The sequence below is a fragment of the Microbacterium sp. MPR-TSA4 genome (assembly GCF_058792815.1).
Window position 1 is genome coordinate 9,776 of sequence record NZ_JBXAFF010000018.1, and the last position, 21,565, is coordinate 31,340.

Annotated in this window: 22 protein-coding genes; 10 read left to right on the forward strand and 12 right to left on the reverse strand. The window is 72.6% G+C overall.

All coding sequences use genetic code 11. From position 1 onward, the window contains the following. Nucleotides 1-60: 60 nt before the first annotated feature. Genes AC1Q49_RS09235 through AC1Q49_RS09245 form a run of 3 tightly spaced genes read right to left on the reverse strand, consistent with a single transcriptional unit; the run spans nucleotide 61 to nucleotide 2,695 of the window. The gene (locus AC1Q49_RS09235) at nucleotides 61-888 is read right to left on the reverse strand and encodes an ABC transporter permease (protein ID WP_060961007.1); all 828 of its coding nucleotides are present in this window, start codon (nucleotides 886-888) and stop codon (nucleotides 61-63) included. Beyond that, nucleotides 885-1,757 (reverse strand): ABC transporter permease, encoded by an 873-nt coding sequence (locus AC1Q49_RS09240; protein WP_060961008.1) that lies wholly within the window; start codon nucleotides 1,755-1,757, stop codon nucleotides 885-887. Before AC1Q49_RS09240 ends, AC1Q49_RS09235 begins: the two co-directional genes overlap by 4 nt. After that, nucleotides 1,754-2,695, reverse strand: a complete 942-nt coding sequence (locus tag AC1Q49_RS09245; protein WP_060961009.1) for an ABC transporter ATP-binding protein — start codon at nucleotides 2,693-2,695, stop codon at nucleotides 1,754-1,756. Before AC1Q49_RS09245 ends, AC1Q49_RS09240 begins: the two co-directional genes overlap by 4 nt. Nucleotides 2,696-2,894: 199 nt before the next feature. On the opposite strand from AC1Q49_RS09245, the gene AC1Q49_RS09250 reads away from it, so the two are divergent. Continuing rightward, nucleotides 2,895-4,811: an ABC transporter ATP-binding protein gene (locus AC1Q49_RS09250; protein ID WP_061782046.1), complete on the forward strand. Its 1,917-nt coding sequence runs from the start codon at nucleotides 2,895-2,897 to the stop codon at nucleotides 4,809-4,811. 60 nt (nucleotides 4,812-4,871) lie between these two features. Here the strand turns inward: AC1Q49_RS09250 and AC1Q49_RS09255 are convergent, their stop codons facing one another. The 6 genes from AC1Q49_RS09255 to AC1Q49_RS09280 form a co-directional block, all read right to left on the reverse strand. Continuing rightward, nucleotides 4,872-5,069: a CsbD family protein gene (locus AC1Q49_RS09255; protein ID WP_036314858.1), complete on the reverse strand. Its 198-nt coding sequence runs from the start codon at nucleotides 5,067-5,069 to the stop codon at nucleotides 4,872-4,874. Between the two features lie 75 nt (nucleotides 5,070-5,144). After that, a complete protein-coding gene (locus AC1Q49_RS09260; RefSeq protein WP_492491771.1) occupies nucleotides 5,145-5,705 on the reverse strand; it encodes a hypothetical protein in 561 nt (186 codons plus the stop codon). Continuing rightward, nucleotides 5,702-6,304, reverse strand: a complete 603-nt coding sequence (locus tag AC1Q49_RS09265) for a DUF6286 domain-containing protein (RefSeq protein ID WP_061782044.1) — start codon at nucleotides 6,302-6,304, stop codon at nucleotides 5,702-5,704. The genes AC1Q49_RS09260 and AC1Q49_RS09265 overlap by 4 nt, the downstream gene beginning before the upstream one ends. Beyond that, entirely contained in the window at nucleotides 6,301-6,612 is a 312-nt protein-coding gene (locus tag AC1Q49_RS09270; RefSeq protein WP_061782043.1) for a hypothetical protein, read from the reverse strand. Before AC1Q49_RS09270 ends, AC1Q49_RS09265 begins: the two co-directional genes overlap by 4 nt. 2 nt (nucleotides 6,613-6,614) lie before the next feature. Further along, nucleotides 6,615-6,812: a DUF2273 domain-containing protein gene (locus AC1Q49_RS09275; protein WP_060961015.1), complete on the reverse strand. Its 198-nt coding sequence runs from the start codon at nucleotides 6,810-6,812 to the stop codon at nucleotides 6,615-6,617. Beyond that, nucleotides 6,809-7,228 carry an Asp23/Gls24 family envelope stress response protein gene (locus AC1Q49_RS09280; RefSeq protein WP_060961016.1) on the reverse strand — a complete coding sequence of 140 codons (420 nt, stop codon included), beginning with the start codon at nucleotides 7,226-7,228 and terminating at the stop codon, nucleotides 6,809-6,811. The genes AC1Q49_RS09275 and AC1Q49_RS09280 overlap by 4 nt, the downstream gene beginning before the upstream one ends. Before the next feature lie 261 nt (nucleotides 7,229-7,489). Between AC1Q49_RS09280 and AC1Q49_RS09285 the strand changes: the two genes are divergently transcribed. From AC1Q49_RS09285 to AC1Q49_RS09295, 3 genes are read left to right on the forward strand one after another with little or no spacing between them, the layout of a single operon-like run. Then, nucleotides 7,490-8,035: an RNA polymerase sigma factor gene (locus tag AC1Q49_RS09285; protein WP_060961017.1), complete on the forward strand. Its 546-nt coding sequence runs from the start codon at nucleotides 7,490-7,492 to the stop codon at nucleotides 8,033-8,035. Nucleotides 8,036-8,040: 5 nt separating this feature from the next. Further along, nucleotides 8,041-8,613, forward strand: a complete 573-nt coding sequence (locus tag AC1Q49_RS09290; RefSeq protein ID WP_492491775.1) for an Asp23/Gls24 family envelope stress response protein — start codon at nucleotides 8,041-8,043, stop codon at nucleotides 8,611-8,613. Continuing rightward, nucleotides 8,610-8,942, forward strand: a complete 333-nt coding sequence (locus tag AC1Q49_RS09295; protein ID WP_492491777.1) for a hypothetical protein — start codon at nucleotides 8,610-8,612, stop codon at nucleotides 8,940-8,942. Before AC1Q49_RS09290 ends, AC1Q49_RS09295 begins: the two co-directional genes overlap by 4 nt. A gap of 6 nt (nucleotides 8,943-8,948) precedes the next feature. Here AC1Q49_RS09295 and AC1Q49_RS09300 read toward each other — a convergent pair whose 3' ends face one another. Beyond that, the gene (locus AC1Q49_RS09300; RefSeq protein WP_205283370.1) at nucleotides 8,949-10,841 is read right to left on the reverse strand and encodes a phosphoenolpyruvate carboxykinase (GTP); all 1,893 of its coding nucleotides are present in this window, start codon (nucleotides 10,839-10,841) and stop codon (nucleotides 8,949-8,951) included. A 121-nt stretch (nucleotides 10,842-10,962) separates the two neighbouring features. Here AC1Q49_RS09300 and AC1Q49_RS09305 point away from each other — a divergent pair, with 121 nt between their 5' ends. The 4 genes from AC1Q49_RS09305 to efeB all read left to right on the forward strand — a co-directional run bounded on the left by AC1Q49_RS09305 (nucleotide 10,963) and on the right by efeB (nucleotide 16,028). After that, nucleotides 10,963-12,405, forward strand: a complete 1,443-nt coding sequence (locus AC1Q49_RS09305) for an XRE family transcriptional regulator (protein ID WP_060961021.1) — start codon at nucleotides 10,963-10,965, stop codon at nucleotides 12,403-12,405. Between the two features lie 169 nt (nucleotides 12,406-12,574). Beyond that, nucleotides 12,575-13,504 carry an iron uptake transporter permease EfeU gene (efeU, locus tag AC1Q49_RS09310; protein WP_061782041.1) on the forward strand — a complete coding sequence of 310 codons (930 nt, stop codon included), beginning with the start codon at nucleotides 12,575-12,577 and terminating at the stop codon, nucleotides 13,502-13,504. Then, on the forward strand, nucleotides 13,501-14,730 hold the full coding sequence (gene efeO, locus AC1Q49_RS09315) for an iron uptake system protein EfeO (protein ID WP_060961023.1): 1,230 nt from the start codon (nucleotides 13,501-13,503) through the stop codon (nucleotides 14,728-14,730). The genes efeU and efeO overlap by 4 nt, the downstream gene beginning before the upstream one ends. Then, entirely contained in the window at nucleotides 14,727-16,028 is a 1,302-nt protein-coding gene (gene efeB, locus AC1Q49_RS09320) for an iron uptake transporter deferrochelatase/peroxidase subunit (protein WP_492491781.1), read from the forward strand. Before efeO ends, efeB begins: the two co-directional genes overlap by 4 nt. A 13-nt stretch (nucleotides 16,029-16,041) precedes the next feature. Here the strand turns inward: efeB and AC1Q49_RS09325 are convergent, their stop codons facing one another. Beyond that, on the reverse strand, nucleotides 16,042-17,115 hold the full coding sequence (locus tag AC1Q49_RS09325; protein ID WP_492491783.1) for a winged helix DNA-binding domain-containing protein: 1,074 nt from the start codon (nucleotides 17,113-17,115) through the stop codon (nucleotides 16,042-16,044). 123 nt (nucleotides 17,116-17,238) lie between these two features. On the opposite strand from AC1Q49_RS09325, the gene AC1Q49_RS09330 reads away from it, so the two are divergent. Continuing rightward, on the forward strand, nucleotides 17,239-19,269 hold the full coding sequence (locus AC1Q49_RS09330) for a primary-amine oxidase (RefSeq protein WP_492491785.1): 2,031 nt from the start codon (nucleotides 17,239-17,241) through the stop codon (nucleotides 19,267-19,269). 5 nt (nucleotides 19,270-19,274) lie between these two features. After that, a complete protein-coding gene (locus tag AC1Q49_RS09335; protein ID WP_492491818.1) occupies nucleotides 19,275-20,957 on the forward strand; it encodes an amidohydrolase in 1,683 nt (560 codons plus the stop codon). Here AC1Q49_RS09335 and AC1Q49_RS09340 read toward each other — a convergent pair. Further along, complete coding sequence (locus tag AC1Q49_RS09340) at nucleotides 20,945-21,559, reverse strand: TetR/AcrR family transcriptional regulator (RefSeq protein WP_060960435.1); 615 nt, start codon at nucleotides 21,557-21,559, stop codon at nucleotides 20,945-20,947. The two genes, AC1Q49_RS09335 and AC1Q49_RS09340, sit on opposite strands and share 13 nt — an antisense overlap. Nucleotides 21,560-21,565 lie beyond the last annotated feature (6 nt).

The following is a 21,565-nucleotide window of genomic DNA, read 5'->3' on the forward strand; positions in this document are numbered from 1 at the left end:
GGCCGCGGCCGGGGGGGACCGCGGCATCCGTCGTCTCACGACGTGCGCGCCGCTGCGAGCTCAGTCGAGGAACAGCGCGCGCAGCCGTTTGGTCGTGAACACGAGCCCGATCGCGATCATGACGAGGTAGTAGAGCACGTGCCAGAGCATGTCGACGCTCAGGATGCCGGTCGTGAGCCCGCGGATCAGCTCCACCCCGTGCCACAGCGGCAGGGCCATGACGATCTGCTGCACCCAGCCGGGGTAGACCGTGATCGGGTAGAACGTGGCGGAGAAAAGGAACATCGGCAGGAGCACGAAGTTGATCCAGTCCATCTGCTGGAACGTCTTCATGTAGCTCGTGACGGCCATGCCGAGGCTCGCGAAGCCGAAGGCGATCAGCACGACCGCGGGCAGGGCGAGCACCGCGGTCCAGGCGAGGTTGAGCCCGAGGACCTGCATGATGATCATGAACCCGGTCGCGTAGGCGAGTCCGCGCAGCAGCGCGTAGAGGATCTCGCCCAGGGCGACGTCGAGCGGTCCGAGCGACGTCGCGAGCATCCCCTCGTAGAGCTTGCCGTAGTTGAGCTTGAAGAAGACGTTCCACGTGGAGTCGTAGATGGCGCCGTTCATCGCCGACACCGCCAGCAGCGCCGGGGCGATGAAGGCGGCGTAGCTGACGCTCGCGCCCTGGGTGGTCTCGACGTCACCGATGAGCGCGCCGAGGCCGATGCCCATCGAGGCCAGGTAGAACACCGGCTCGAAGAAGCCGGAGAGCACGACCGCCCAACTCGACGACCGGGCCGCGATGAGCCCGCGTTGCACGACGGCGCCCGGGTTGCCCGCCCACAGCGCGCGGACGCCGCCGCGGCGGGCCGCGGTGGAGGGCACCTCGACGACGGCGCTCATTTCGCGAGCCTCTCGGTGAAGACGCGGCGGGCGAACAGGTAGCCGACCACCGCGAGGGCGAGCAGGTAGACGAGGTGGACCGCGACCATCACCGGGTCCACCGCCGCTCCGTAGGTGGCGACGCGACCGAGTTCGGCGCCGTGCCACAGCGGCGAGACCCACCCGATCCACTGCAACCACAGCGGTAGCGAGTCCAGCGGGTAGAAGGTGCCGGAGAACAGGAACATCGGCATGAACAGGAAGCGCTGCACGAGGGCGAACTGCCCCTTGTCGTCTTCGATCGAGCCCGCGTACGCCATGAGCGGGATGCCGAAGGCGAGCCCCGCCAGCACACCGGCGAACACCGCGAGCCACCCCGTCGCGGGATGCGGCACCGCCCCGAACGGCAGCAGCCAGACGATCAGGTAGTACGCGGCCGAGGCGACGACCATGCGCGCCGTCGCCCCCGCGACCACCCCGTTCGCGATCTGCGGGCTCGACAGCGGCGACGCGTTGAAGCCGTAGAAGTAGCGCCGCCACTTGAAACCGGCCATGACCGGATACGTCAGCTCCTCGCTGGCCACCGAGATCGTCGCCGTCGCCAGCAGCGCCGGCGCGACGAACATCAGGTAGCTGACCTCCTGACCGTGGTCGACGATCGGCACGCGGATGAGCGCGGCCAGGCCCACCGCGAGGCCGAGGAGGTACAGGATCGGCTGGCCGACGGCCCCGACGATGATCGTCCAGCCGTACGCGCGCATCGCGCGCACCATGTGCTCCGTGACGTACCAGCTGCCGCGCCGGCGGGGCTTGCGTCCCCACGCCATCGCCTCGGCACGCAGCTCGTCGAGGCTCGGATGCGTCCCGGCATCCGTCTGCGGCGCGCTCATTCGATCAGCGACCTTCCCGTGAGCCGCAGGAACACGTCCTCCAGCGACGAACGACGAACGAGCGAGGTGATCGGCTCCAGGCCCTGGGCGGTGACGCGCTCGAGGGCCGCTTCGCCGTCGTCGGCGTAGATCAGGATGCGGTCGGGGAGCACCTCGACGCGGTCGCCGATGCCGGCGAGGCTCTCGGCGACGACGGCGTTGCGATCGGAGCCGAAGCGCACCTCCAGCACCTCGCGGCTCGAGTGCGCGCGGATGAGGGATGCCGGGGTGCCCTCGGCCATGATGCGTCCCTTGTCGACGACGATGAGCCGGTCGCACAGCTGCTCGGCCTCGTCCATGTAGTGCGTGGTCAGCACGAGCGTCGTGCCGCGCTCCTTGAGACGGAACAGGCGGTCCCACAGCACGTGGCGCGCCTGCGGGTCGAGGCCCGTCGTCGGCTCGTCCAGCAGGAGGATGCGAGGGTCGTTGATGAGTCCGCGGGCGATCGTGAGGCGGCGCTTCATGCCGCCGGAGAGCTGGTCGACCTTGTTCTTCGCCTTGTCCTCGAGCTGCGCGAAGGCGAGCAGCTCATCGGCCTTCTCGTGGCAGACCTTGCCGGGAAGACCGAAGTACCGCCCGTAGATGTAGAGGTTCTCGCGGGCGTTGAGCTCCCCGTCGAGGTTGTCCTGCTGCGGGACGACGCCGAGCCGCGAGCGGATCTCGGGGCCGTATCGGTCGGGGTCGAGTCCGAGGATCTGCAGCTCGCCCGCGGTGCGGGTGGAGACGGCGCCGATCATCTTCATGGTCGTCGACTTGCCGGCCCCGTTCGGGCCCAGCAGACCGAACGACTCCCCCGGCGCGACCTCGAAGCTGAGACCGTCGACGGCGACGAAGTCGGGCTTCCCCTTGACCTTGTAGGACTTCACGAGGTGACGAGCGGAGATGACAGGAGCGGGCACCGGTCCACCCTATCCGCGGCCTCCGACAGGGCACGCACCGTTCATCCGTCCCGCGATGTCGCGAGCGGCGGCGGGTGGCGACACCGGGGGACGGATGGGCGTCACTCGGCATCCGGATGTGCGGGAAGCGGGAGGGTGACCCCGCGCGGCGCCGCCGAGAGAGAAGATAGAGGCACCCGAACACCGCCCGAAAGCTCCCATGTCTTCTGCCAGCACCACCCGCCCGTCCCGCAGCCGCCGCCGTCCCGCCGACGATGGGCCCCGCGCGAGCCTGCGACAGCTCCTCCCCTTCGTCTTCGAGCAGAAGGGTGTGCTCGTCGTCGTGGCCGTGCTCAGCGTGCTCGCCGCGGTCGCGACGCTCGCCCAGCCGCTCGTCGTCGGCCAGGTCATCGACCGGGTGCAGAAGGAGGATCCGCTCGGGGTGCTCGTCTGGGTGCTGGTGGGCCTCGTCGTCGCGTCGTCGGTGATCAGCGGCATCCAGCACTTCCTGCTGCAGCGCACGGGCACCGCGGTCGTCTACTCGAGCCGCCGCCGCCTCATCGCCCAGCTGCTGCACCTGCCGGTGCAGGAATACGACGCGCGTCGCACGGGAGACCTCGTCTCGCGCGTCGGCACCGACACGACGCTGCTCTACGCCGTGCTCACCCAGGGCCTCGCCGACTCGATCGGCAATGCGCTCATCTTCGTCGGCGCGATCGTCGCGATGCTCATCATCGATCCGGTGCTGCTGGCGCTCATCCTCGTCGTCGTGGGGGCGTCGGTCGCGGTCGTGGTGGCCCTCAGCGGGCGCATCCGTCGCGCGACCGCCGTGCAGCAGGAGAAGGTCGGCGAGCTGGCCTCGGGCGTCGAGCGCGCGGTCGGATCGATTCGCACGATCCGCGCTTCGGGGGCCTCGGAGCGCGAGCGCGAGAGCATCGAGCACACCGCGCGGGGCGCGTACGAGGCCGGCGTGCAGGTCGCGAAGGCGTCGGCGTTCGTCGTGCCGGTCGCCGGCGTCGCGCTGCAGCTGTCGTTGCTCGTGGTCCTGGGCGTCGGCGGGTTCCGCGTCGCCTCGGGCGCCATCACGATCGCCGGGCTGGTCACGTTCGTGATGTTCCTCTTCTTCCTCGTCCAGCCCCTGGGCTCGTTCTTCGGGGCGATCACCTCCGTCGGACAGGCCCTCGGCGCCCTGGGGCGCATCCAGGAGGTGCTGGATCTGCGCACCGAGACCGCGTGCGACGCGGAGGTCGCGGCATCCGTCGCCGTCGGCACCTCGCCGATCTCGACCGCCGCCGCGCACGAGGACCAGACGCCGCCGGCGACGATCGAGTTCCGCGACGTCCGGTTCTCCTACCCGGATGCCGTGGTCAGCGCGCGCCGCCGCTCGGAGGCGGAAGCCGCGGCCCTGCTCGCCGAGGCGCACGCCGACGCCACCGTCGAGGTGTCGGACACCCCGGGCGAAGTGCTGCGGGGCGTGTCCTTCCGCGTCCCGCGCGGCGCCCGCGTCGCCCTCGTCGGGCCGTCCGGAGCCGGCAAGTCGACCACCCTGGCCCTCATCGAACGCTTCTACGACCCCACCGGCGGGGCGATCCTGCTCGACGGCGTCGACCTCCGCGGCATCGACCGCACGCGACTGCGCGCCCAGCTCGGCTACGTCGAGCAGGATGCGCCGACCCTCGCCGGCACCATCGCCGACAACCTCCGGCTGGCGTCGCCGACGGCCTCCGACGAGGACTGCGAGCGGGTGCTGCGCGCCGTCAACCTCGGCGACGTGCTGGAGCGCTCCCCCCTCGGACTCGAGGCCCCCGTCGGCGAGGCGGGCGTCATGCTCTCCGGCGGCGAGCGCCAGCGCCTCGCGATCGCGCGGGCGCTGCTGGCCGCTCCCCCGGTGCTGCTGCTGGACGAGTCGACCTCGTCGCTGGACGGGCTGAACGAGCAGCGCATGCGCGAGGCGATCGACGCCGTCGCGACCGGCCGCACGCTCGTGGTCATCGCCCACCGTCTGTCGACCGTCGTCGACAGCGACCTGATCGTGGTGATGGACCACGGCCGCGTCGTGGGCCAGGGCACGCACTCCGAGCTCGTGGAGACCGTGCCGCTGTATCGCGACCTGGCGAAGCACCAGCTGCTGGTCTGATCCGCCGACACGACGAAGGGCCCGCCGACGCCGGCGGGCCCTTCGCGTGTCACGGTCGGCTCACTTGCCGCCGAGCGCGTCCTTCGCGTCCTTCGCCGCGTCCTTGACGTCGGCGGCCGCGTCCTTCGCGTGGGCCTTGACCTGGTCGGCCTTGCCCTCGGCGACGAGCTTGTCGTTGTCGGTGAGGTTGCCGATGGCCTCCTTGGCCTTGCCGGTCAGGTTCTCGGCGGTGTTCTTGATGTCGTCTGCGAGGCCCATGGGGGTCTCCTTTCTCTGTGGTGGTTCTGGGTGTTCTTCTCAGGGATCCCCGGCAGGCGGGGACGTTCGACGGCGTCAGGCGACGCGGCGCTCGTGGGCGAAGGCGGACCGCAGCCCGCCCGTGAGCTGGACGACCAGCGGGAGGGCGAGCCCCAGGCGCCGATCGGTGTCGGCCACGGCGGCGGACACGCGACGCTGGACGAGTGCCAGGTCGGCGCGGGGGCGCACCTGCACGCGGACGCGCACGAGACGGCCGCGACGACGACGGAGGGTCACCGCCGACACCGTCAGCACATCGGGCACGTCGGCCAGCGAGCGCCGCAGCAGGTCGGCGACGACGCCGTCGTCGATGGCGATCCCCCCGTCGTCGACGGCCGCACGCACGTGGCGCTCGCCACGGGTGAGGACGATCGCGAGAGCGATCACGACGCCCAGGGCCAGGATGCCGGCGGCGATCCCGGCCTGCGCGCGGGGAGCGAGCCCCGTGCTGCGGACGGCGTCGGCGAGCGGTGCCAGCAGCGGCATCGGCTGCCCGCCCGCCAGGACGGGCCAGGCGGCGGTGACGGCGACCGCGACGGCGACGAGTGCGAGCAGGAGCAGGATCGCACGATTGAGGACGCGGGCCCCGAGAGTCATGAGAGTCGTCCTTCCGCGGCGACGTCGATCCGCGCCGTCAGACGCGGCGCGGCGCCGAGTTCGGTGAGCAGGTCGTCGGCCGCGCGCGACACCCGCTCACGGTCGACCGGGAAGCCGGTGGACGGGGTGAGCGAGACCCGGGCGCGGCGCCCGCCGAGCCGGGTGGTCACGTGGGAGGCGGCCACCGCCGCGGCGCTGCCGGCCGTGCGGGACAGCGCGCCCGCCATGACGGCGTCGTCGACGACCAGGGGCACCCGCCCGGCGGCGAGGGCCCGGCGGTGCGTGCGCCCGGGGGCGAGTGCGCCCCAGAGGCACAGGAGGCCGAACACCGCGGCGGTCGCGGCGACGATCGTCCCCGTCGTCCCGCCGCCGGTCAGCGCGGCGCCGATGGCGTCCGGGGCGACGAGTGCGGGCGGCTGCCCGAGCGCGGCGAGCACCGCCTCCACGGCGAGCAGGACCGCGACCGCGGCGGCGACCAGCAGCGCGACGGCCACCCAGACGGCGCGCGAGCGCCCCTGCAGACGCTTCGCAGCGGCCCGCTCGACGCGGTCGGGACGTTCCGCCGGGACGGCGTCCGCCGTCGTCGGTGTCGTGTTCACGAGCCGCTCCTTTCTTCGGTCACGAGATGTGTGATGCGCAGTCGGATCTCGCCGACGCGGGCACCGGTGAGCTCGGTCACGCGCTCGCCGGTGCGGGTGCGCGCCGATGCGGCGCCGGTGGCGATGGGCTCGGCGTCGCCGCGGATGCCGCTGGTGAGATCCAGGGCGAGCGCCCCGCCCGCGTCGCGCACGCTCGCGCGGGCCGCGCGGGCGGGGACCCCCAGCTCATCGGCGAGCACCGCCGCCGCGACGCGCTCGTAGGCCCGTGTGGCGATGGTGACCCGACCGGGGATCCGTGCGGCATCCATGATCAGCCCACCCGCCGTCCGCGGGCCGCGTCGATCGCCGCGCGCAGGTCGATGCGACCCGACACCGCGGCGCCGATGAGACCGCCGAGGGCGGCGAGCACCGCCACGAGCACCATGCCCCAGAACCCGAACGCCAGGACGGCGAAGGCCAGGACGGCGCCCGCGACGGCGCCCCACACCGTGGGGCTCGCGCCGGTCACTGGACGCGCTCCGGGGCGGGCGCGTCGTCGTCACCCGGGATGTGGACGTCCACGACGGTCACGTTGACCTCGGTGACCTCCATGCCGGCCAGCTCCGTGATGGCGTCGGCGACGGCCGCGCGGACGTCGGAGGCCACGCGCTGCAGCTGCTCGGGGTACTCGGCGACGATCGTGATGTCGGCGGCGACCTGCTTCTCGCCGACCTCGACGTTCACGCCCTGGCCGAGGTCCTTCGCGCCGACGGCCTCGCGGATGCTGCCGATCACGCGGGCGGCGCCGCCGCCGAGGGCGTGCACGCCGGGGACGGAGGATGCCGCGATGCCGGCGATCTTCGCGATCACGGGGTCGACGATGACGGTCTTGCCGCCGCCGGCGACGGGAGCGGCGTTCGGGGTGGGGGTGGTCGTGGTGGCCATGATCTGTGTCCTTTCCGCACCCTCGGGTGAGGGCGTTCACGAGTGTGACGGGCGCCGCGGCCCGATCGTCACGGTCGATTCCCTGGCAGTTCGCTGAGTGCCGTGACGCCGGTGCCGGACGTGACCCCGACACCGTCCGCATAGACGCTGCGGGAGGCCGCGCGCAACCCCTTGGCGCGCCGCCGCGTTCGTGTCACGGTCGTCGTAGACCGGGGGGACCGTGCCACTGCGGCACGAGGGAGCACAGGGGAAGGAGAGCGTGTGGAGACGCTGACGCTCGTCGAGGACGGCGTGCTCGCGGCGCGCGCCGCCGACGGGGACGAGCGCGCCTTCGCCGTGCTCGTGCGTCGCCACAGCGGGTACCTGATCGGCTTCGCGACGCGCCTGCTCGGCTCGCGCGCCGACGCCGACGACTGCGTGCAGGAGGCGCTCATCGTCGCCTGGCGGCGACTGCCCGAACTGCGCGAGCCCGCGCGCGTGCGCTCCTGGCTGTCGACGATCGTGGCCCGCAAGGCCACCGACCGGTTGCGCTCGGCGCGCCCCTCGACGCCCATCGAGGATGCCGAGCCCGAAGCGCTGCAGCCGACGCCCGACGAGTCCGCCGTGGCATCCTCTCAATTGGACACGCTGCGGCGCGTGCTGGACGACCTGCCGGTCGAGCAGCGCACCGTGTGGCTGTTGCGCGAGGTCAGCGGGTACGGCTACGACGAGATCGCCCGCGAGCTCGGCGTCTCGGCCACGGCCGTCCGCGGCCGCCTGGCGCGCGCACGCGCGACCATCTACGACCGCATGCAGGACTGGAGGTGAACGAGATGACACGCGAGGAGATCGGAGAGTCGGGCCACACCCTCGAGGAGCTCGCCGCGTACCACGACCGTGGGCGCACCCCGGCGATCGCCGCCATCGAGGGCGATCCGCAGTGCCGCGCCGTCCTCGACTCGATGGATCGGCTCGGGGCGCTGTCGCGCGAGCTGGTCGAGCACGACGCCCGCACCGACGTGTCGGAGTCATGGTTCCAGCAGATCCTCGGCGAGGTGGCTCGCGAGTCGCGGGCCGGACGCGACCTGCCGCTGATCGACGACGAGCCCGTTCGCATCGTCGTCACCGAGGGCGCGGTGCGCGGACTCGTCCGCGACGCGGGAGACGACGTGGAGGGCGTGCTCGTGGAGCGCGTCGACGTGGACGTCGACACCGCCGCGCGGGTCGACGTGCGGATGACGATCAGCGTGCTGCACGCCGTCGTCCTGCGCGGCGACGGGCTGCCCGGCGTCGCCGACCGGGTGCGCACGCGCGTGCGGCACGCGCTGGAGGAGTACGCCGAGTGGACGGTGGGCGACATCGACGTGGTCGTCGATTCGCTGCGGGTGCGGGAGGACGAGCGATGAGCGACCTGTCGATCCCCGCGGCGGACGGCCTGCGCCCTTCCGACCTGGCGGCGACCGTGGATGCCGCCGCGCGCGCCGTCGCCGGCGTCGCGGAGCTGTACTACGCCGCACCCCTGCCCTCACGCCTGTGGCGGGCGACCGTCGCGCCGGACGGCGCCTACAGCGTCGTCGTGCGTCGTGCCGACGCCGTCGAGGCGACGGTGAGCATCGGCGTGACCGGGCGGCGCGTCGCCGAGGTGTCCCGCGAGGTCGCCGCACGCGTCCGCGACGCGATCGGCGACCCCGATGCCCGGGTCACGGTGCGCGTCAGCCGGATCACCCCCGGCTGAGCCCGCTCACGCCTCCCGCCGAAGGCGGTAGCGCAGGGCCGCGAGCTCGGCGTAGAGCGCGGCCGGGACGCGGCCCTCGAAGGTGCGGTAGAACTCCTCGGTGAGGTCGGTCTCCTGCAGCCACAGGTCGCGGTCGATCTCGAAGAGGGCGTCCAGATCGCGCTGCGGCACCTCGATGCCGGCGAGGTTGAGGTCGTCCGTGAGCGGCAGCCGCCCGATGGGGCTGTCCACGGCGGACACCCGGCCCTCGATGCGGCGGATGATCCAGTCGATGACGCGCGCGTTGTCGCCGAAGCCGGGCCAGAGGAAGCGGCCGTCGTCGCCCTTGCGGAACCAGTTCACCTGGAAGATGCGCGGCGCGCGGTCGAACCGCAGCTGCTGGCCGACCGCGAGCCAGTGGCCGAAGTAGTCCGCCATGTTGTAGCCGCAGAACGGCAGCATCGCGAAGGGATCGCGGCGCAGCTCGCCGACGGTCCCCTCGGCGGCGGCGGTGCGCTCGGAGGAGATGTTGGAGCCGAGGAAGACGCCGTGCGTCCAGTCGGTGGCCTCCACCACCAGCGGCACGTTGGTGGCCCGGCGTCCGCCGAAGAGGATGCCGTCCAGCGGCACGCCCTCGGGGGCCTCCCAGTCGGGAGCGATCTGGGGGCACTGGCCCGCGCTCACCGTGAAGCGCGAGTTCGGGTGCGCCGCGGGGCGCCCGGACGCGGGCGTCCAGGGGTTGCCCTCCCAGTCGGTGAGCTCGTCCGGCACCTCGTCGGTGAGGCCCTCCCACCACACGTCGCCGTCGGGGCGCAGCGCGACGTTCGTGAAGATCGTGTTGCCCCAGAGCGTCTCCACGGCCGCGACGTTCGTCGACTGTCCCGTGCCGGGCGCGACCCCGAAGAAGCCCGCCTCGGGGTTGATCGCCCAGAGCCGGCCGTCCTCGCCGGGGCGCAGCCACGCGATGTCGTCGCCCAGGGTCTCCACGCGCCAGCCCGGGATGGTCGGACGCAGCATCGCGAGGTTCGTCTTGCCGCACGCCGAGGGGAAGGCCGCCGCGAGGTGGAAGCTACGCCCCTCCGGGCTGATGACGCGGATGAGGAGCATGTGCTCGGCGAGCCAGCCCTCGTCGCGTCCGATGACGGAGGCGATGCGCAGGGCGAAGCACTTCTTGGCCAGGATCGCGTTCCCGCCGTAGCCGGAGCCGAACGACCACACCTCGAGCGTGTCGGGGAAGTGCACGATGTACTTCTCGTCGTTGCACGGCCACGGCACGTCCTGCTGGCCCGGGGCCAGGGGGGCTCCGACCGAGTGGACCGTCTTCACCCACGGCTTGCCGTCGGCGATCTGCTCCAGCACGGCGGTGCCGACGCGGGTCATGATCCCGATCGAGGTGACCGCGTAGGCGCTGTCGGTGATCTGGACGCCGATGTGCGAGAGCGGCCCGCCGACGGCTCCCATCGAGAAGGGGACGACGTACATCGTGCGCCCGCGCATCGATCCGTCGAACAGCGGCGTGATCGTCGCGCGGATCTCCTCCGGGGCGACCCAGTTGTTGGTGGGGCCGGCATCCTCCTCCCGCGCCGACGCGATGAAGGTGCGCGCCTCGGTGCGGGCGACGTCGCTCGGGTGCGAGCGGGCGAGGTACGAGCCGGGGCGCCACTCGGGGTTGAGCTTGATGAGCTTGCCCTCCTCCACCTGCTCGCGCAGCAGCGCCTCGTTCTCGGCGCGGGAGCCGTCGACCCAGTGGATGCGCGCCGGTTGCGTGAGAGCGGCGATCTCGTCGACCCAGGCGAAGAGCTCCTCGAGACCCGCGCCGGCGGCCGTGGGGCGCCGTCCGAACCGGGCGGGCGCAGCGGGTGCGCTCCCGCCCGCGGGAAGAACGGCGGTGGGGCGGGTGAACAGGTCGGCGATGGCCATGTCAGCTCCTTCGGCGTGGCAGCGGATGTCTGGTGCGTCCCTTCCACTGTGCGGGCTGAATGCGCCCGATTATCAGCCACCTCGGCGTCAAGAATCGCCTTTCTTTCGCTATGCTCAAGGAATGGCGCCCACCCCCCTCGAGCTGTCGACCCTCGGACACCGCATCCGTCACCAGCGCGTCTCGCACGGCCTGACCCTCGACGAGCTGGGCGGCCTGGTCGGTGTCGCCGGCAGCCAGCTCAGCCTGATCGAGAACGGCAAGCGCGAGCCCAAGCTCTCGCTGCTGCAGGCGATCGCCGGTGCGACCGGCACCGACGTCACCGATCTGCTCTCCCCGGAGCCGCCCAACCGCCGGGCGGCCCTCGAGCTCGAACTGGAACGCGCGCAGGCCTCGCCGGTGTTCCGGGCGCTCGGCATCCCGTCGATCCGGGTGACGAAGGCGACCACCGACGAGACGATCGAGTCGGTGCTCGGCCTGCACCGCGAACTGCAGCGTCGCGAGCGTGCCGCCATCGCGACGCCCGAGGAGGCGCGCCGCGCCAACACCGAGCTGCGCCTGCGCATGCGGGCGAAGGACAACTACCTGCCCGACGTCGAGAAGCTCGCGGAGAAGCAGCTGAAGGCGGCCGGCCACGTCACGGGGGCCCTGACCCACCGCACGGTGAGCATCATGGCCTCCCAGCTGGGCTTCGAGCTCATCTACGTCGACGACCTGCCGCACTCGGCGCGCTCGGTGACCGATCTCGAGAACGGACGCATCTACCTGCCGCCCGCCTCGATCCCCGGCGGCCACGGACTGCGCTCGATGGCACTCCAGGCGATGGCGCACCGCCTCCTGGGGCACACGCCGCCCACCGACTACGCCGACTTCCTGCAGCAGCGGCTCGAGATCAACTACTTCGCGGCCTGCTGCCTGATGCCCGAGACGGCCTCGGTCGCCTTCCTGGCCCAGGCCAAGAAGGACCGCAACCTCGCCGTCGAAGACTTCCGCGACGCGTTCGGCGTCACGCACGAGGCGGCCGGGATGCGGCTGACGAACCTTCTGACGCAGCACATCGGCATCCGCCTGCACTTCCTGCGCGTCGACGGGTCGGGGGCGATCAGCCGCGCGTACGAGAACGACGGGCTGCCGCTGCCGCTGGATGTCACGGGGTCGGTCGAGGGCCAGGTCGTCTGCCGGCGCTTCGCCGCGCGGTCCGCCTTCGCGGAGCAGAACCGCACCGTCGAGCACTACCAGTACACCGACACCCCGGCGGGGACGTTCTGGTGCTCGAGCCAGACGGGCCGCACGGCCGACGGCGAGTACTCGATCACCGTGGGCGTCCCGTTCGACGACGCCCGCTGGTTCCGCGGACGCGAGACGCAGAAGCGCGCGAGCTCCACGTGCCCCGACGAGTCGTGCTGCCGCCGGCCGGATGCCGCGCTCACCGAGCGCTGGGCCGGCCGCGCCTGGCCGAGCGCGCGGGTGCACATGCAGATGTTCTCGCCGCTGCCGCGGGGAGCCTTCCCCGGCGTCGACGACGGAGAGGTGTACGCCTTCCTCGACCGGCACGCGCAGGGCTGAGGCTCGGCCGCGCGACGGGTGCGGGTTGAGCGTCGCCGCGCGGGCGGTGTACCCTCGCATCTTGTGAGGTTCGCCTAACCTCACCGGATCCTCCGTCAACGGGGGCCCGGTGGGACTGCGATGGGGCAGCGGGCACCGGCCTCTCTTCTCCTCACCCGAAGAAGCATCTGTGCTCGCCACCTTCCTCATCGGCCTCCGCGAGGGCCTCGAAGCCGCGCTGGTCGTCGGCATCCTCGTCGCCTACCTGGGCCGTATCGGCCGACGCGACGTGCTGCCGCGACTGTGGATCGGCGTCGGGCTGGCCATCGCCCTCGCCGTCGGCATCGGCGCCGTCCTCACCTTCGGCGCGTACGCCCTGACCTTCACGGCGCAGGAGCTGATCGGCGGACTGCTCTCGCTGGTCGCCGTCGGGATGGTCACCTGGATGATCTTCTGGATGCAGCGCACCGCGCGCACCATGAAGGCGACGCTGGAGGGCGGCATCGACCGCGCGCTCGCCACGGGCGGGCTGTGGGGCATCGTGCTGATCGGGTTCGTGTCGGTCGCGCGCGAGGGCATCGAGACGACCCTCCTGCTGTGGTCGATGGTGCAGTCCTTCGGCGACACCCCGACGGCGCTCGCGGGTGCCCTGCTCGGACTCGCGGTCGCCGTGCTGCTGGGGTGGCTGCTCGCGCGCGGCATGGTGCGGCTCGACCTGCGCGTGTTCTTCGGCTGGACGGGGGCGTTCCTCGTCATCGTCGCCGCCGGGGTGCTCGCCTACGCCGTCCACGATCTGCAGGAGGCCGGCGCCCTTCCCGGACCGTTCTCCGCCCTCGCCCCGGTCGACGCGGCCGGCAACGTCGCCGTCGGCCTGTCGGCCTTCCCCTTCGGCTGGGCGTTCGACGTCAGCGCGGCCATCACGCCGAGCGGCCCGCTCGCCGTCCTCCTCCAGGCGACCGTCGGCTTCATGCCGCAGATGTCCTGGCTGCAGGTCGTCGCCTGGGTCCTCTACCTCGCCGTCGTCGGCACCCTCTTCGTCCGCGGCCTGCGCCGCCGGCCCGCCCGTTCCGCGGCATCCCCCGTGATCCCGCCCGTTCCGCACCACCAAGGAGCATCATGACCCGCATGCGTACCTGGGGCGCCGTCGCCGCACTCGGCGCCGTCTCCCTCGTGCTGGCCGGCTGCGTCGCGAAGAGCGACGTCACGGCCTCCGACGCACTCACCGTCACCTCGACCGACACGTCGTGCGAGGTGTCCACGGCGACCGCGACGAGCGGGACCCTGACGTTCTCGGTGAGCAACGCGAGCTCGCAGGTGACGGAGTTCTACCTGCTCGCCGACGACGGGCTGCGCATCGTGGGAGAGGTCGAGAACATCGCGCCCGGCGCGTCACGCACCCTTACCCTCGTCGCGCAGCCGGGGGACTACTTCACGCTCTGCAAGCCGGGGATGGTGGGCGAGGGCGTCGGCCGGGCCGGCTTCTCGGTCACGGGCGACGCCGTGACGGCGGCCGGTGACGACGCGGAGCAGAAGCAGAAGGCCGTCGGACTCTACGCGGCGTTCGTGAAGGACCAGGTCGAGCAGCTCGTGCCCGCCGTCGATGCATTCGTGGCGGCCTACGTCGCCGGCGACGACGAGAAGGCGCGGTCGCTGTTCGCGAGCACGCGCGCGTTCTACGAGCGCATCGAGCCGGTGGCGGAATCGCTCGGCGACCTCGACCCGCGCATCGACTACCGCGAGGTGGATGCCGTCGCGGAGGGTCTCGAGTGGACGGGCTTCCACCGCATCGAGAAGGACCTCTGGGTGCCGGCACAGGACGCGCTCAACTCCGACGGCGCCACGTCGGCGTGGAAGGACTGGGCTCCGTCCACCGCCGCCGAGCGCGCGACTCACGGCGACAAGCTGATCGCCGACGTCGCCGAGCTGAACGCGTACGTGCACTCCGACGCCTTCCAGACGGCACTGGACGAGCAGGGTGTCGCCGGCATCTCCAACGGGGCGATCGCCCTGCTCGACGAGGTCGCGACGGGCAAGATCAGCGGCGAGGAGGACTGGTGGAGCGGCACCGACCTCGCCGACTTCGCGGCCAACGTCGAAGGCTCGAAGATGGCGTTCTCGCTCGTCAAGGACTTCGCCGTCTCCTCCGGCGACGAGGGCACGCAGCTCGCGGGGCGGATCGAGGCCGGATACGCCGACCTCGAGGCGGCGCTCGCGACGCACGGCTCGCTCAGCGCCGGCTTCGTGAACTACCGCGAGCTCAGCGAGAGCGACAAGCGTCAGCTCACCGATCTCATCAACGCGCTGGCGGAGCCGCTGTCCAAGCTCACGTCCGCCATCCTGCAGTGAGCGGGGAGCTCCCCGACGACGCCGCGTCGCCGCGCGCAGGCCTGAGCCGTCGGGGCCTCCTGGGCCTCGCCGCGGGCGTCGGCGCCGCCGGTCTCGCCGTCGGCGCCGGAGCGGGCGCCGCCGCCGGTGTCGCGGTCGGCCGGGCGCGCGGCGCGGCCGGCACCGCCTCGCCCTACGCGTTCTACGGCGCGCACCAGGCGGGTATCACGACGCCCGTGCAGGACCACCTGCACTTCGCCTCGTTCGACATGATGGACCGCACCACGCGCGCGGACCTCATCGAGCTGCTGCAGGACTGGTCGTACGCCGCATCCCGGATGACCCAGGGACTCGACGTCTCGGCGAGCGGGGCCGTCGGAGGCTCCCCCGAAGCGCCGCCGGACGACACCGGCGAGGCGCTGGGGCTCGCCGCGAACGGGCTCACGATCACGTTCGGCTTCGGCCCGACGCTGTTCACCGCCGCGGACGGCACCGACCGCTACGGCATCGCCGACCGCGCGCCGGCCCTGCTGACGACGCTGCCGCCGTTCCTCGGCGAGGACCTCTCCCCCGACCACACGGGCGGCGACCTCTGCATCCAGGCGTGCGCGGACGATCCGCAGGTGGCGGTGCACGCGATCCGCAACCTCAGCCGCATCGCCTTCGGCCGCGCCCGGCTGCGCTGGTCGCAGCTGGGGTTCGGCAAGACCTCGAAGACGACCGCCGACCAGGCGACGCCGCGGAACCTCTTCGGGTTCAAGGACGGAACCGCCAACATCCTCGCCGACGACCAGGCCGCCCTCGACGCCCATGTGTGGGTCGGCGACGGCGACGGGCCCGCCTGGCTGACGGGCGGCTCCTACCTGGTGGCGCGCAAGATCGCCATGCTCATCGAGACCTGGGATCGCGTGCGGCTGAGCGAGCAGGAGCGCATCACCGGTCGGGACAAGGCCCACGGCGCTCCCCTGTCGGGCGGCGAGGAGCAGAGCGCTCCGGACTTCTCCGCGGTCGGCGCGACCGGCCGGCCGGCGATCGACGCGCGCAGCCACGTGCGGCTCGCGCACCCCGACCTCAACGGCGGCATCCGCATCCTGCGGCGCGGGTACAACTACGTCGACGGCAACACCGAGCTCGGCCGGCTCGACGCGGGCCTGTTCTTCCTCGCGTACCAGCGCTCGCCCGAGCAGTTCGTCACGCTGCAGCGAGCGCTGTCGACGGACCTGCTCAACGAGTACATCCGCCACATCGGCTCCGGCCTCTGGGCCGTTCCTCCGGGAGCCGTCGCGGGCTCGTACGTGGGCGCCGGCCTCTTCGCCTAGCGTCGGGCATCGCTCAGGCGCGCAGGAAGCGCGCGAACCGCGTGAGCGCGTCGTCGAGGGATGCCGCGTCCACCCCGTCGGCGAACGGCTCGGGCACGGGGTCGAGATGGTGGCGGCCGACGGCCGTCGAGTGACGCCAGGTGCCGACGACCTCGCCGTCGACGACGAGGACGGGGCGCACCAGGCCGTTCAGCGTGGGCCCCACGGCGGCCAGGTGGCCCGGCGGGCAGACGAGCGAGCGGTCGGCGTACGACAGGTAGTACTCGTCGAACGGGGGAAGCGCCAGCGCGGCGCCGGGCGGCGGCGCGGACGACGGGGACGGCGGACGGTGCGCCGCGTCGAGAAGATCGTCGTCGAGCTCGACCACCCGCTCCCCCGCCCCCTCCCGCGCCGCACGCGCCAGGCCGATGGGCAGACCCGCCCACCAGCCGAAGTCGGCGAGACCGGCGGGGCCGTGCCCGGCCAGGTAGCGCACGAGGAGCTCCGCGAGCGGATCGGCCGGGGCCGCGGCATCCGCGAGCCAGTCCTCGGCCGCGACGAGGTACTGCTCCCGCGTGGGCGCGCCCGCGCGCGGGACGACGGGCCCGAGCACCACGACCCCGCGGACGGCGAGCGCGGACAGCAGGTGGTTGCCGCGCGAGGCGCTGACGTCGCCGCCGGACGCGGAGACCAGGTCGGCGAACTCGGCGCGGGTCAGCCGGTTGCCGCCCGCCAGCGCGGCGCGCGCGGCCCGCTCGGCGCGGTCGATCGCGTCGGCGTCGATGCCGAGGCGGCGGTGCATCGCCGCGGACTGGCGCTGCTGGCGCTCGCGGGTGACGGACAGGATCCACGCGAGGTCTTCGGCGGCGACGATGTGGAGCGTCCCCCGCTGCGTCCAGGAACGCACGAGCGCGCCGCGCGCGAACGCGTCGTCGACGTCGGCGAGCGTCGGCGAGCCGGCCGTGCGGATGCCGAGGGCCCAGCGTCCCGCCCAGAACTCCTGGGCCTGGGTCGCCGCCAGCCGCCGCGCGGCGGAGGCCGGGTCGGGCTGCGCGGCGGGCAGGGCGTGCGCGGCCAGTCGAGCGGCGCGCAGCGGGTGCGGGTGCATGTACTCATCCTGCCCCGCTCCGCCGACACGGTGCGCATCGACGGTCACGGAGTCTGCGCACCGCGTCAAGACCGGCCGGCGCCGACGCCGCACACTGGAGCGAGGACGATCGAGGAGACCGCCATGTCCCACCACGAACACCACGACGCCGCGGGCGGCAACCCGGACCTGATCCCGATCCGGGTCGCCGATGCGACGCCGCGCCATCCGCTCGACCCGCTCACCGCCGCCGAGATCGAGCGCGCCCGCGAGATCCTGGTCGACGCCGGACTGCTCACCGAGACGGTGCGCGTGCCGATGCTGCTGCCCGACGAGTACGACCGGGCGGAGCTGGCTGCGTGGTCGCCCGGCGACGAGATCGATCGGCGGGTGGACGTCACACTGCTGGATGCCGCGACGGGCGCGGTCACGGAGGCGATCGTCTCGATCACCCGCGGCGCGGTCGTCTCGCAGCGCGCGCACGACCCGTCGGCGGCGCCGTACGGTCAGCCGCAGTATCTCTTCGAGGAGTACGAGCGCGCCGCGGAGATCGTCAAGGCCTCCCCCGAATGGCGTGCCGCGATGACCCGGCGCGGTCTCGCCGACCGCACGGAGCTCGCGTTCTGCGGTCCGCTCGCCCCCGGTTTCGTCGGGCGGGCGAACGAGGTCGGGCGCCGCGTGATCCGCTCGCTCACGTTCCTGCGCGACAGCGAGGACGACAGCCCCTGGGCCCACCCCGTCGAAGGGCTGATCGTGCACGTCGACCTCGTGAGCGACGAGGTGATCGGCATCGAGGATGACGGCGACATCCCGGTTCCCGCCGGCAGCGGCAACTACACCCCGGATGCCGTGGGCCCCGCACGCCGGAGCCTGAAGCCGATCGAGATCGTCCAGCCGGAGGGGCCGAGCTTCCACGTGGACGGCCACCACGTGCAGTGGGAGAACTGGACGCTGCGCGTCGACTTCAACGCCCGCGAAGGTCTCGTCCTGCACGACGTGCGCTTCGACGACCGCCCCGTCCTCGCGCGGGCGAGCGTGCCGGAGATGGTGGTCCCCTACGGCGACACGACGCCGACGCGTTTCTGGATCAGCTACTTCGACGCCGGCGAGTACCTGCTCGGCAAGAACGCGAACCACCTCGAGCTCGGCTGCGACTGCCTCGGGGTCATCCGCTACTTCGACGGCTACGTCGCCGACGACCACGGCCACGCGGTGCAGATCCCGAACGTCGTGTGCATGCACGAGGAGGACTACGGCGTGCTCTGGAAGCACACCGAGCCCGGTCCCATCGGCGCGCACGTGCGCCGCTCCCGCCGGCTGGTCGTGTCGTACTTCTCGACGATCGGCAACTACGACTACGGGTTCTTCTGGTACTTCTACCTCGACGGCTCGATCCAGGTGGAGGCGAAGGCGACGGGCATCGTCTTCGTCGGCGCCGGCATCCCGGGCTCGACCAACCCGCACGCGGCCGAGATCGCCCCGGGCGTCTTCGCGCCCGTCCACCAGCACCTGTTCTCGGCGCGGCTCGACGTGGCCGTCGACGGCGTCGACAACCGTCTGGTCGAGATCGACGCGGCGCGCATCCCCATGGGAGCGGACAACCCCTTCGGCAACGCGTTCACCTGGACCGAGACGCCGCTGCGCACCGAGCGGGAGGCGCAGCGCCTCGCCGACACCTCGGTCGCGCGCGTCTGGGAGGTGCGCTCGGCATCCCGGACGAACTACGTCGGCAAGCCGACCGCATACCACCTCATCCCCCAGCCGACGGCGCTGCTGATGGCCGACCCCGCCTCCTCGGTGGCCGCGCGCGCCGCGTTCGCGACGAGACACCTGTGGGCGAGCGCCTACGACCGCGACGAGCGGTGGCCGGCCGGCCGGTACCCGAACGCCCATCAGGGCGGCGCGGGTCTTCCGGCCTACACGGCCGACGACCGCTCGATCGACGGCACCGACCTGGTGCTCTGGCACACGTTCGGCCTCACCCACATCCCGCGCCCCGAGGACTGGCCCATCATGCCGGTGGACTACGCCGGGTTCTGGTTCAAGCCGTACGGGTTCCTCGACGTCAATCCGGCGATGGACGTGCCGGAGTCGAGTCAGGCGCACGCGGTCGGCACGGCGACGACCGGAGACGGCGGCTGCGGCCGCGGCGAAGACTGCACCTGCGGTCGGTGAACGACATGACGGCCGACGTCGTCCTGCGCGGCGGGACGGTGCTCACGCTGGACGGGTGGGCACCGGGCCGGACCGGTCGCGTCGCGGATGCCGTCGCGATCCGCGGCGGGGTCGTCTGCGCGCTCGGCGCGGCGGCCCGCGAGATGATCGGTCCCGGCACGCGGGTGATCGAACTGGACGGGCGCACGGTCGTCCCCGGACTCAACGACACCCACCTCCACCTCGCCTGTTACGCGATGGGACGCCACGGCCTGCGCGACGCGTCGCCCGAGCGCATCGGATCGTGGAGCGGGCTGTCCGAGGTGCTCACGCGCGACGCGATCGGTCCGGACGGCTGGATCCGAGCGCGCGGCTGGGACAGCGCGCGCATGGGCCGTGCACCGACCCGCACGGACGTCGACGCGGCGCTGGCGGCGAACGCGCTGTCCGGCACGCCCGCGGTGCTCTTCGACGCGACCGGTCACGAACTGCTCGTCGGCTCGGCCGCACTCGAGCGGTGCGGAATCGATGCGCGCACGCCCACCCCCGACGGCGGTGCCGTCTCCCGCGCGGCCGACGGCACCCCGACGGGCGTCTTCTCCGACGCCGCCACCAGACTGGTGCTCTCCGCCCTGCCCGTCATCGGACGCGATGCCCTGACCGCGGTGCTGCGGACGGCGCTGCAGGATCTCGCACGGCTCGGCATCACGTCGGTCACCGACCCGGCGATCGGGCCGGGTCACGCGACGCTGTTCGACGGGTCGGCCTCCTACGAGGCGCTGGAGGCGCTGCGGCGGCTGTCCGCGCAGGACCGGCTCACCGTCCGCACCCAGGTGCTGCTGCTCTTCTCCGGTACGGGCGGCGAGACCGCGCGCACGGTCCGCGAGGGGATCGCCGGCGCACCGCGCCTCGCCGCGGGAGAGGAGCGTCGCCTGCGCATCGCCGGGGTGAAGGTCTTCGCCGACGGCATCCCCCGCAGCGCAACCGCCTGGCACCGGGAGCCGTACGGCGACCCGCACACCCGGGGCCGCCTGGCCGTCGCGGGCGACACGGACCAGGCCCGCCTGCGCGAGCTCGACGACATCCTGGGCGTCATCGCCGAGGCGGGACTGCAGGCCGGTGTGCACGCCACGGGAGACGCCGCGTCGGATGCCGTCGTGTCGAGCCTCGCGAACCGCCCGGCGACGAGCGCGACCCGCCCGTACCTGATCCACGGCGACTTCCTCCCGGCGGACGGGATGGACGCGCTCGCCGCCGCCGGGATCGGGTGGACGGCCAACCCCGTCATCTCCACGGCGGTGTGCCATCTCGGCCATCGGCTGTTCGGGCGGGAGCGCCAGGAGCAGCGCCAGCCGCTGGCGAGCGCCCTGCGGGCCGGCGTCGCTGTCACGCTGTCCTCGGACGCCCCCGTCGTGGATCCCGACTGGCGCCCGGCGATCATCGCCGCCGTCGAGCGCACCCAGATCGACGGGGCCCGCCGCGCGGGCGATCCGGAGGCGGTCACCGGGATGGACGCGCTGGCCATGATGACCGTGAACGCGGCGCGACTGGACGGTGCCGAGAGCTGGAAGGGGCGGCTGGCGCCCGGGTTCGCCGCGGATCTGGTGGTGCTCTCCGGCGAATGGCCCCCGGATGAGGAGATCGGCGCGCTCGCCGACCTGCGCACGGATCTGACGATGGTCGGTGGACGGGTCGTCTACGAGGGCTGAGGCACCGCCCGGTGCGGACGCAGGCCGTCCAGCAGATCGTCCAGCGCCGCGACCTGGCGCTCGGGCGTGGTGGTGTCGGGCATGAGCAGGCACATGATCTGCAGGCCGGCGTTGAAGCTCGTGATCTGGTCGATGACGACGTCGATGTCGACGTCGTCACGGATCTCCCCGTCCTCACGGGCCTCGGCGAGCGAGGCGGCCATCTGCCGTCGCCAGGCCAGCGCGTTCGCGCGGTGCGCGTCCCAGAGCTCCTCGTCCTGCACGGCGCGATCCCAGAAGGCGACGACCACGCGCGCCTCGAGGGTGCGCTCGACACCGAGCGGCATGATCTCGTGACACAGGGTGCGCAGGGCCGTCAGCCCGCGCTGACGGGCGAGCGCCTCCCGGGAACGCTCGTTCGTGCGGGTGTGCGCGCGGACGAAGGCCGCGGCCAGGAGGCTCTCCTTGTTCGGGAAGTACCGCTGCAGGGCCCCGTGGGCGAAGCCCGCCTCCGCCGCGATCTCCCGCATGGTGGCGCGTTCGAATCCGCCCCGCTCGATGAGACGCCACGTCGCATCGACGATGAGCTCGCGACGCTGGTCATGATCGACGATCTTCGGCACAGAAGC

Bases quoted from the DNA above. Each gene is read 5' to 3' on its own strand.
- AC1Q49_RS09235 (WP_060961007.1), bottom strand. From the start codon at position 888: ATGAGCGCCGTCGTCGAGGTGCCCTCCACCGCGGCCCGCCGCGGCGGC.
- AC1Q49_RS09240 (WP_060961008.1), bottom strand. From the start codon at position 1,757: ATGAGCGCGCCGCAGACGGATGCCGGGACGCATCCGAGCCTCGACGAG.
- AC1Q49_RS09250 (WP_061782046.1), top strand. From the start codon at position 2,895: ATGTCTTCTGCCAGCACCACCCGCCCGTCCCGCAGCCGCCGCCGTCCC.
- AC1Q49_RS09255 (WP_036314858.1), bottom strand. From the start codon at position 5,069: ATGGGCCTCGCAGACGACATCAAGAACACCGCCGAGAACCTGACCGGC.
- AC1Q49_RS09260 (WP_492491771.1), bottom strand. From the start codon at position 5,705: ATGACTCTCGGGGCCCGCGTCCTCAATCGTGCGATCCTGCTCCTGCTC.
- AC1Q49_RS09270 (WP_061782043.1), bottom strand. From the start codon at position 6,612: ATGGATGCCGCACGGATCCCCGGTCGGGTCACCATCGCCACACGGGCC.
- AC1Q49_RS09280 (WP_060961016.1), bottom strand. From the start codon at position 7,228: ATGGCCACCACGACCACCCCCACCCCGAACGCCGCTCCCGTCGCCGGC.
- AC1Q49_RS09290 (WP_492491775.1), top strand. From the start codon at position 8,041: ATGACACGCGAGGAGATCGGAGAGTCGGGCCACACCCTCGAGGAGCTC.
- AC1Q49_RS09295 (WP_492491777.1), top strand. From the start codon at position 8,610: ATGAGCGACCTGTCGATCCCCGCGGCGGACGGCCTGCGCCCTTCCGAC.
- AC1Q49_RS09300 (WP_205283370.1), bottom strand. From the start codon at position 10,841: ATGGCCATCGCCGACCTGTTCACCCGCCCCACCGCCGTTCTTCCCGCG.
- AC1Q49_RS09305 (WP_060961021.1), top strand. From the start codon at position 10,963: ATGGCGCCCACCCCCCTCGAGCTGTCGACCCTCGGACACCGCATCCGT.
- efeO (WP_060961023.1), top strand. From the start codon at position 13,501: ATGACCCGCATGCGTACCTGGGGCGCCGTCGCCGCACTCGGCGCCGTC.
- AC1Q49_RS09325 (WP_492491783.1), bottom strand. From the start codon at position 17,115: ATGCACCCGCACCCGCTGCGCGCCGCTCGACTGGCCGCGCACGCCCTG.
- AC1Q49_RS09330 (WP_492491785.1), top strand. From the start codon at position 17,239: ATGTCCCACCACGAACACCACGACGCCGCGGGCGGCAACCCGGACCTG.
- AC1Q49_RS09335 (WP_492491818.1), top strand. From the start codon at position 19,275: ATGACGGCCGACGTCGTCCTGCGCGGCGGGACGGTGCTCACGCTGGAC.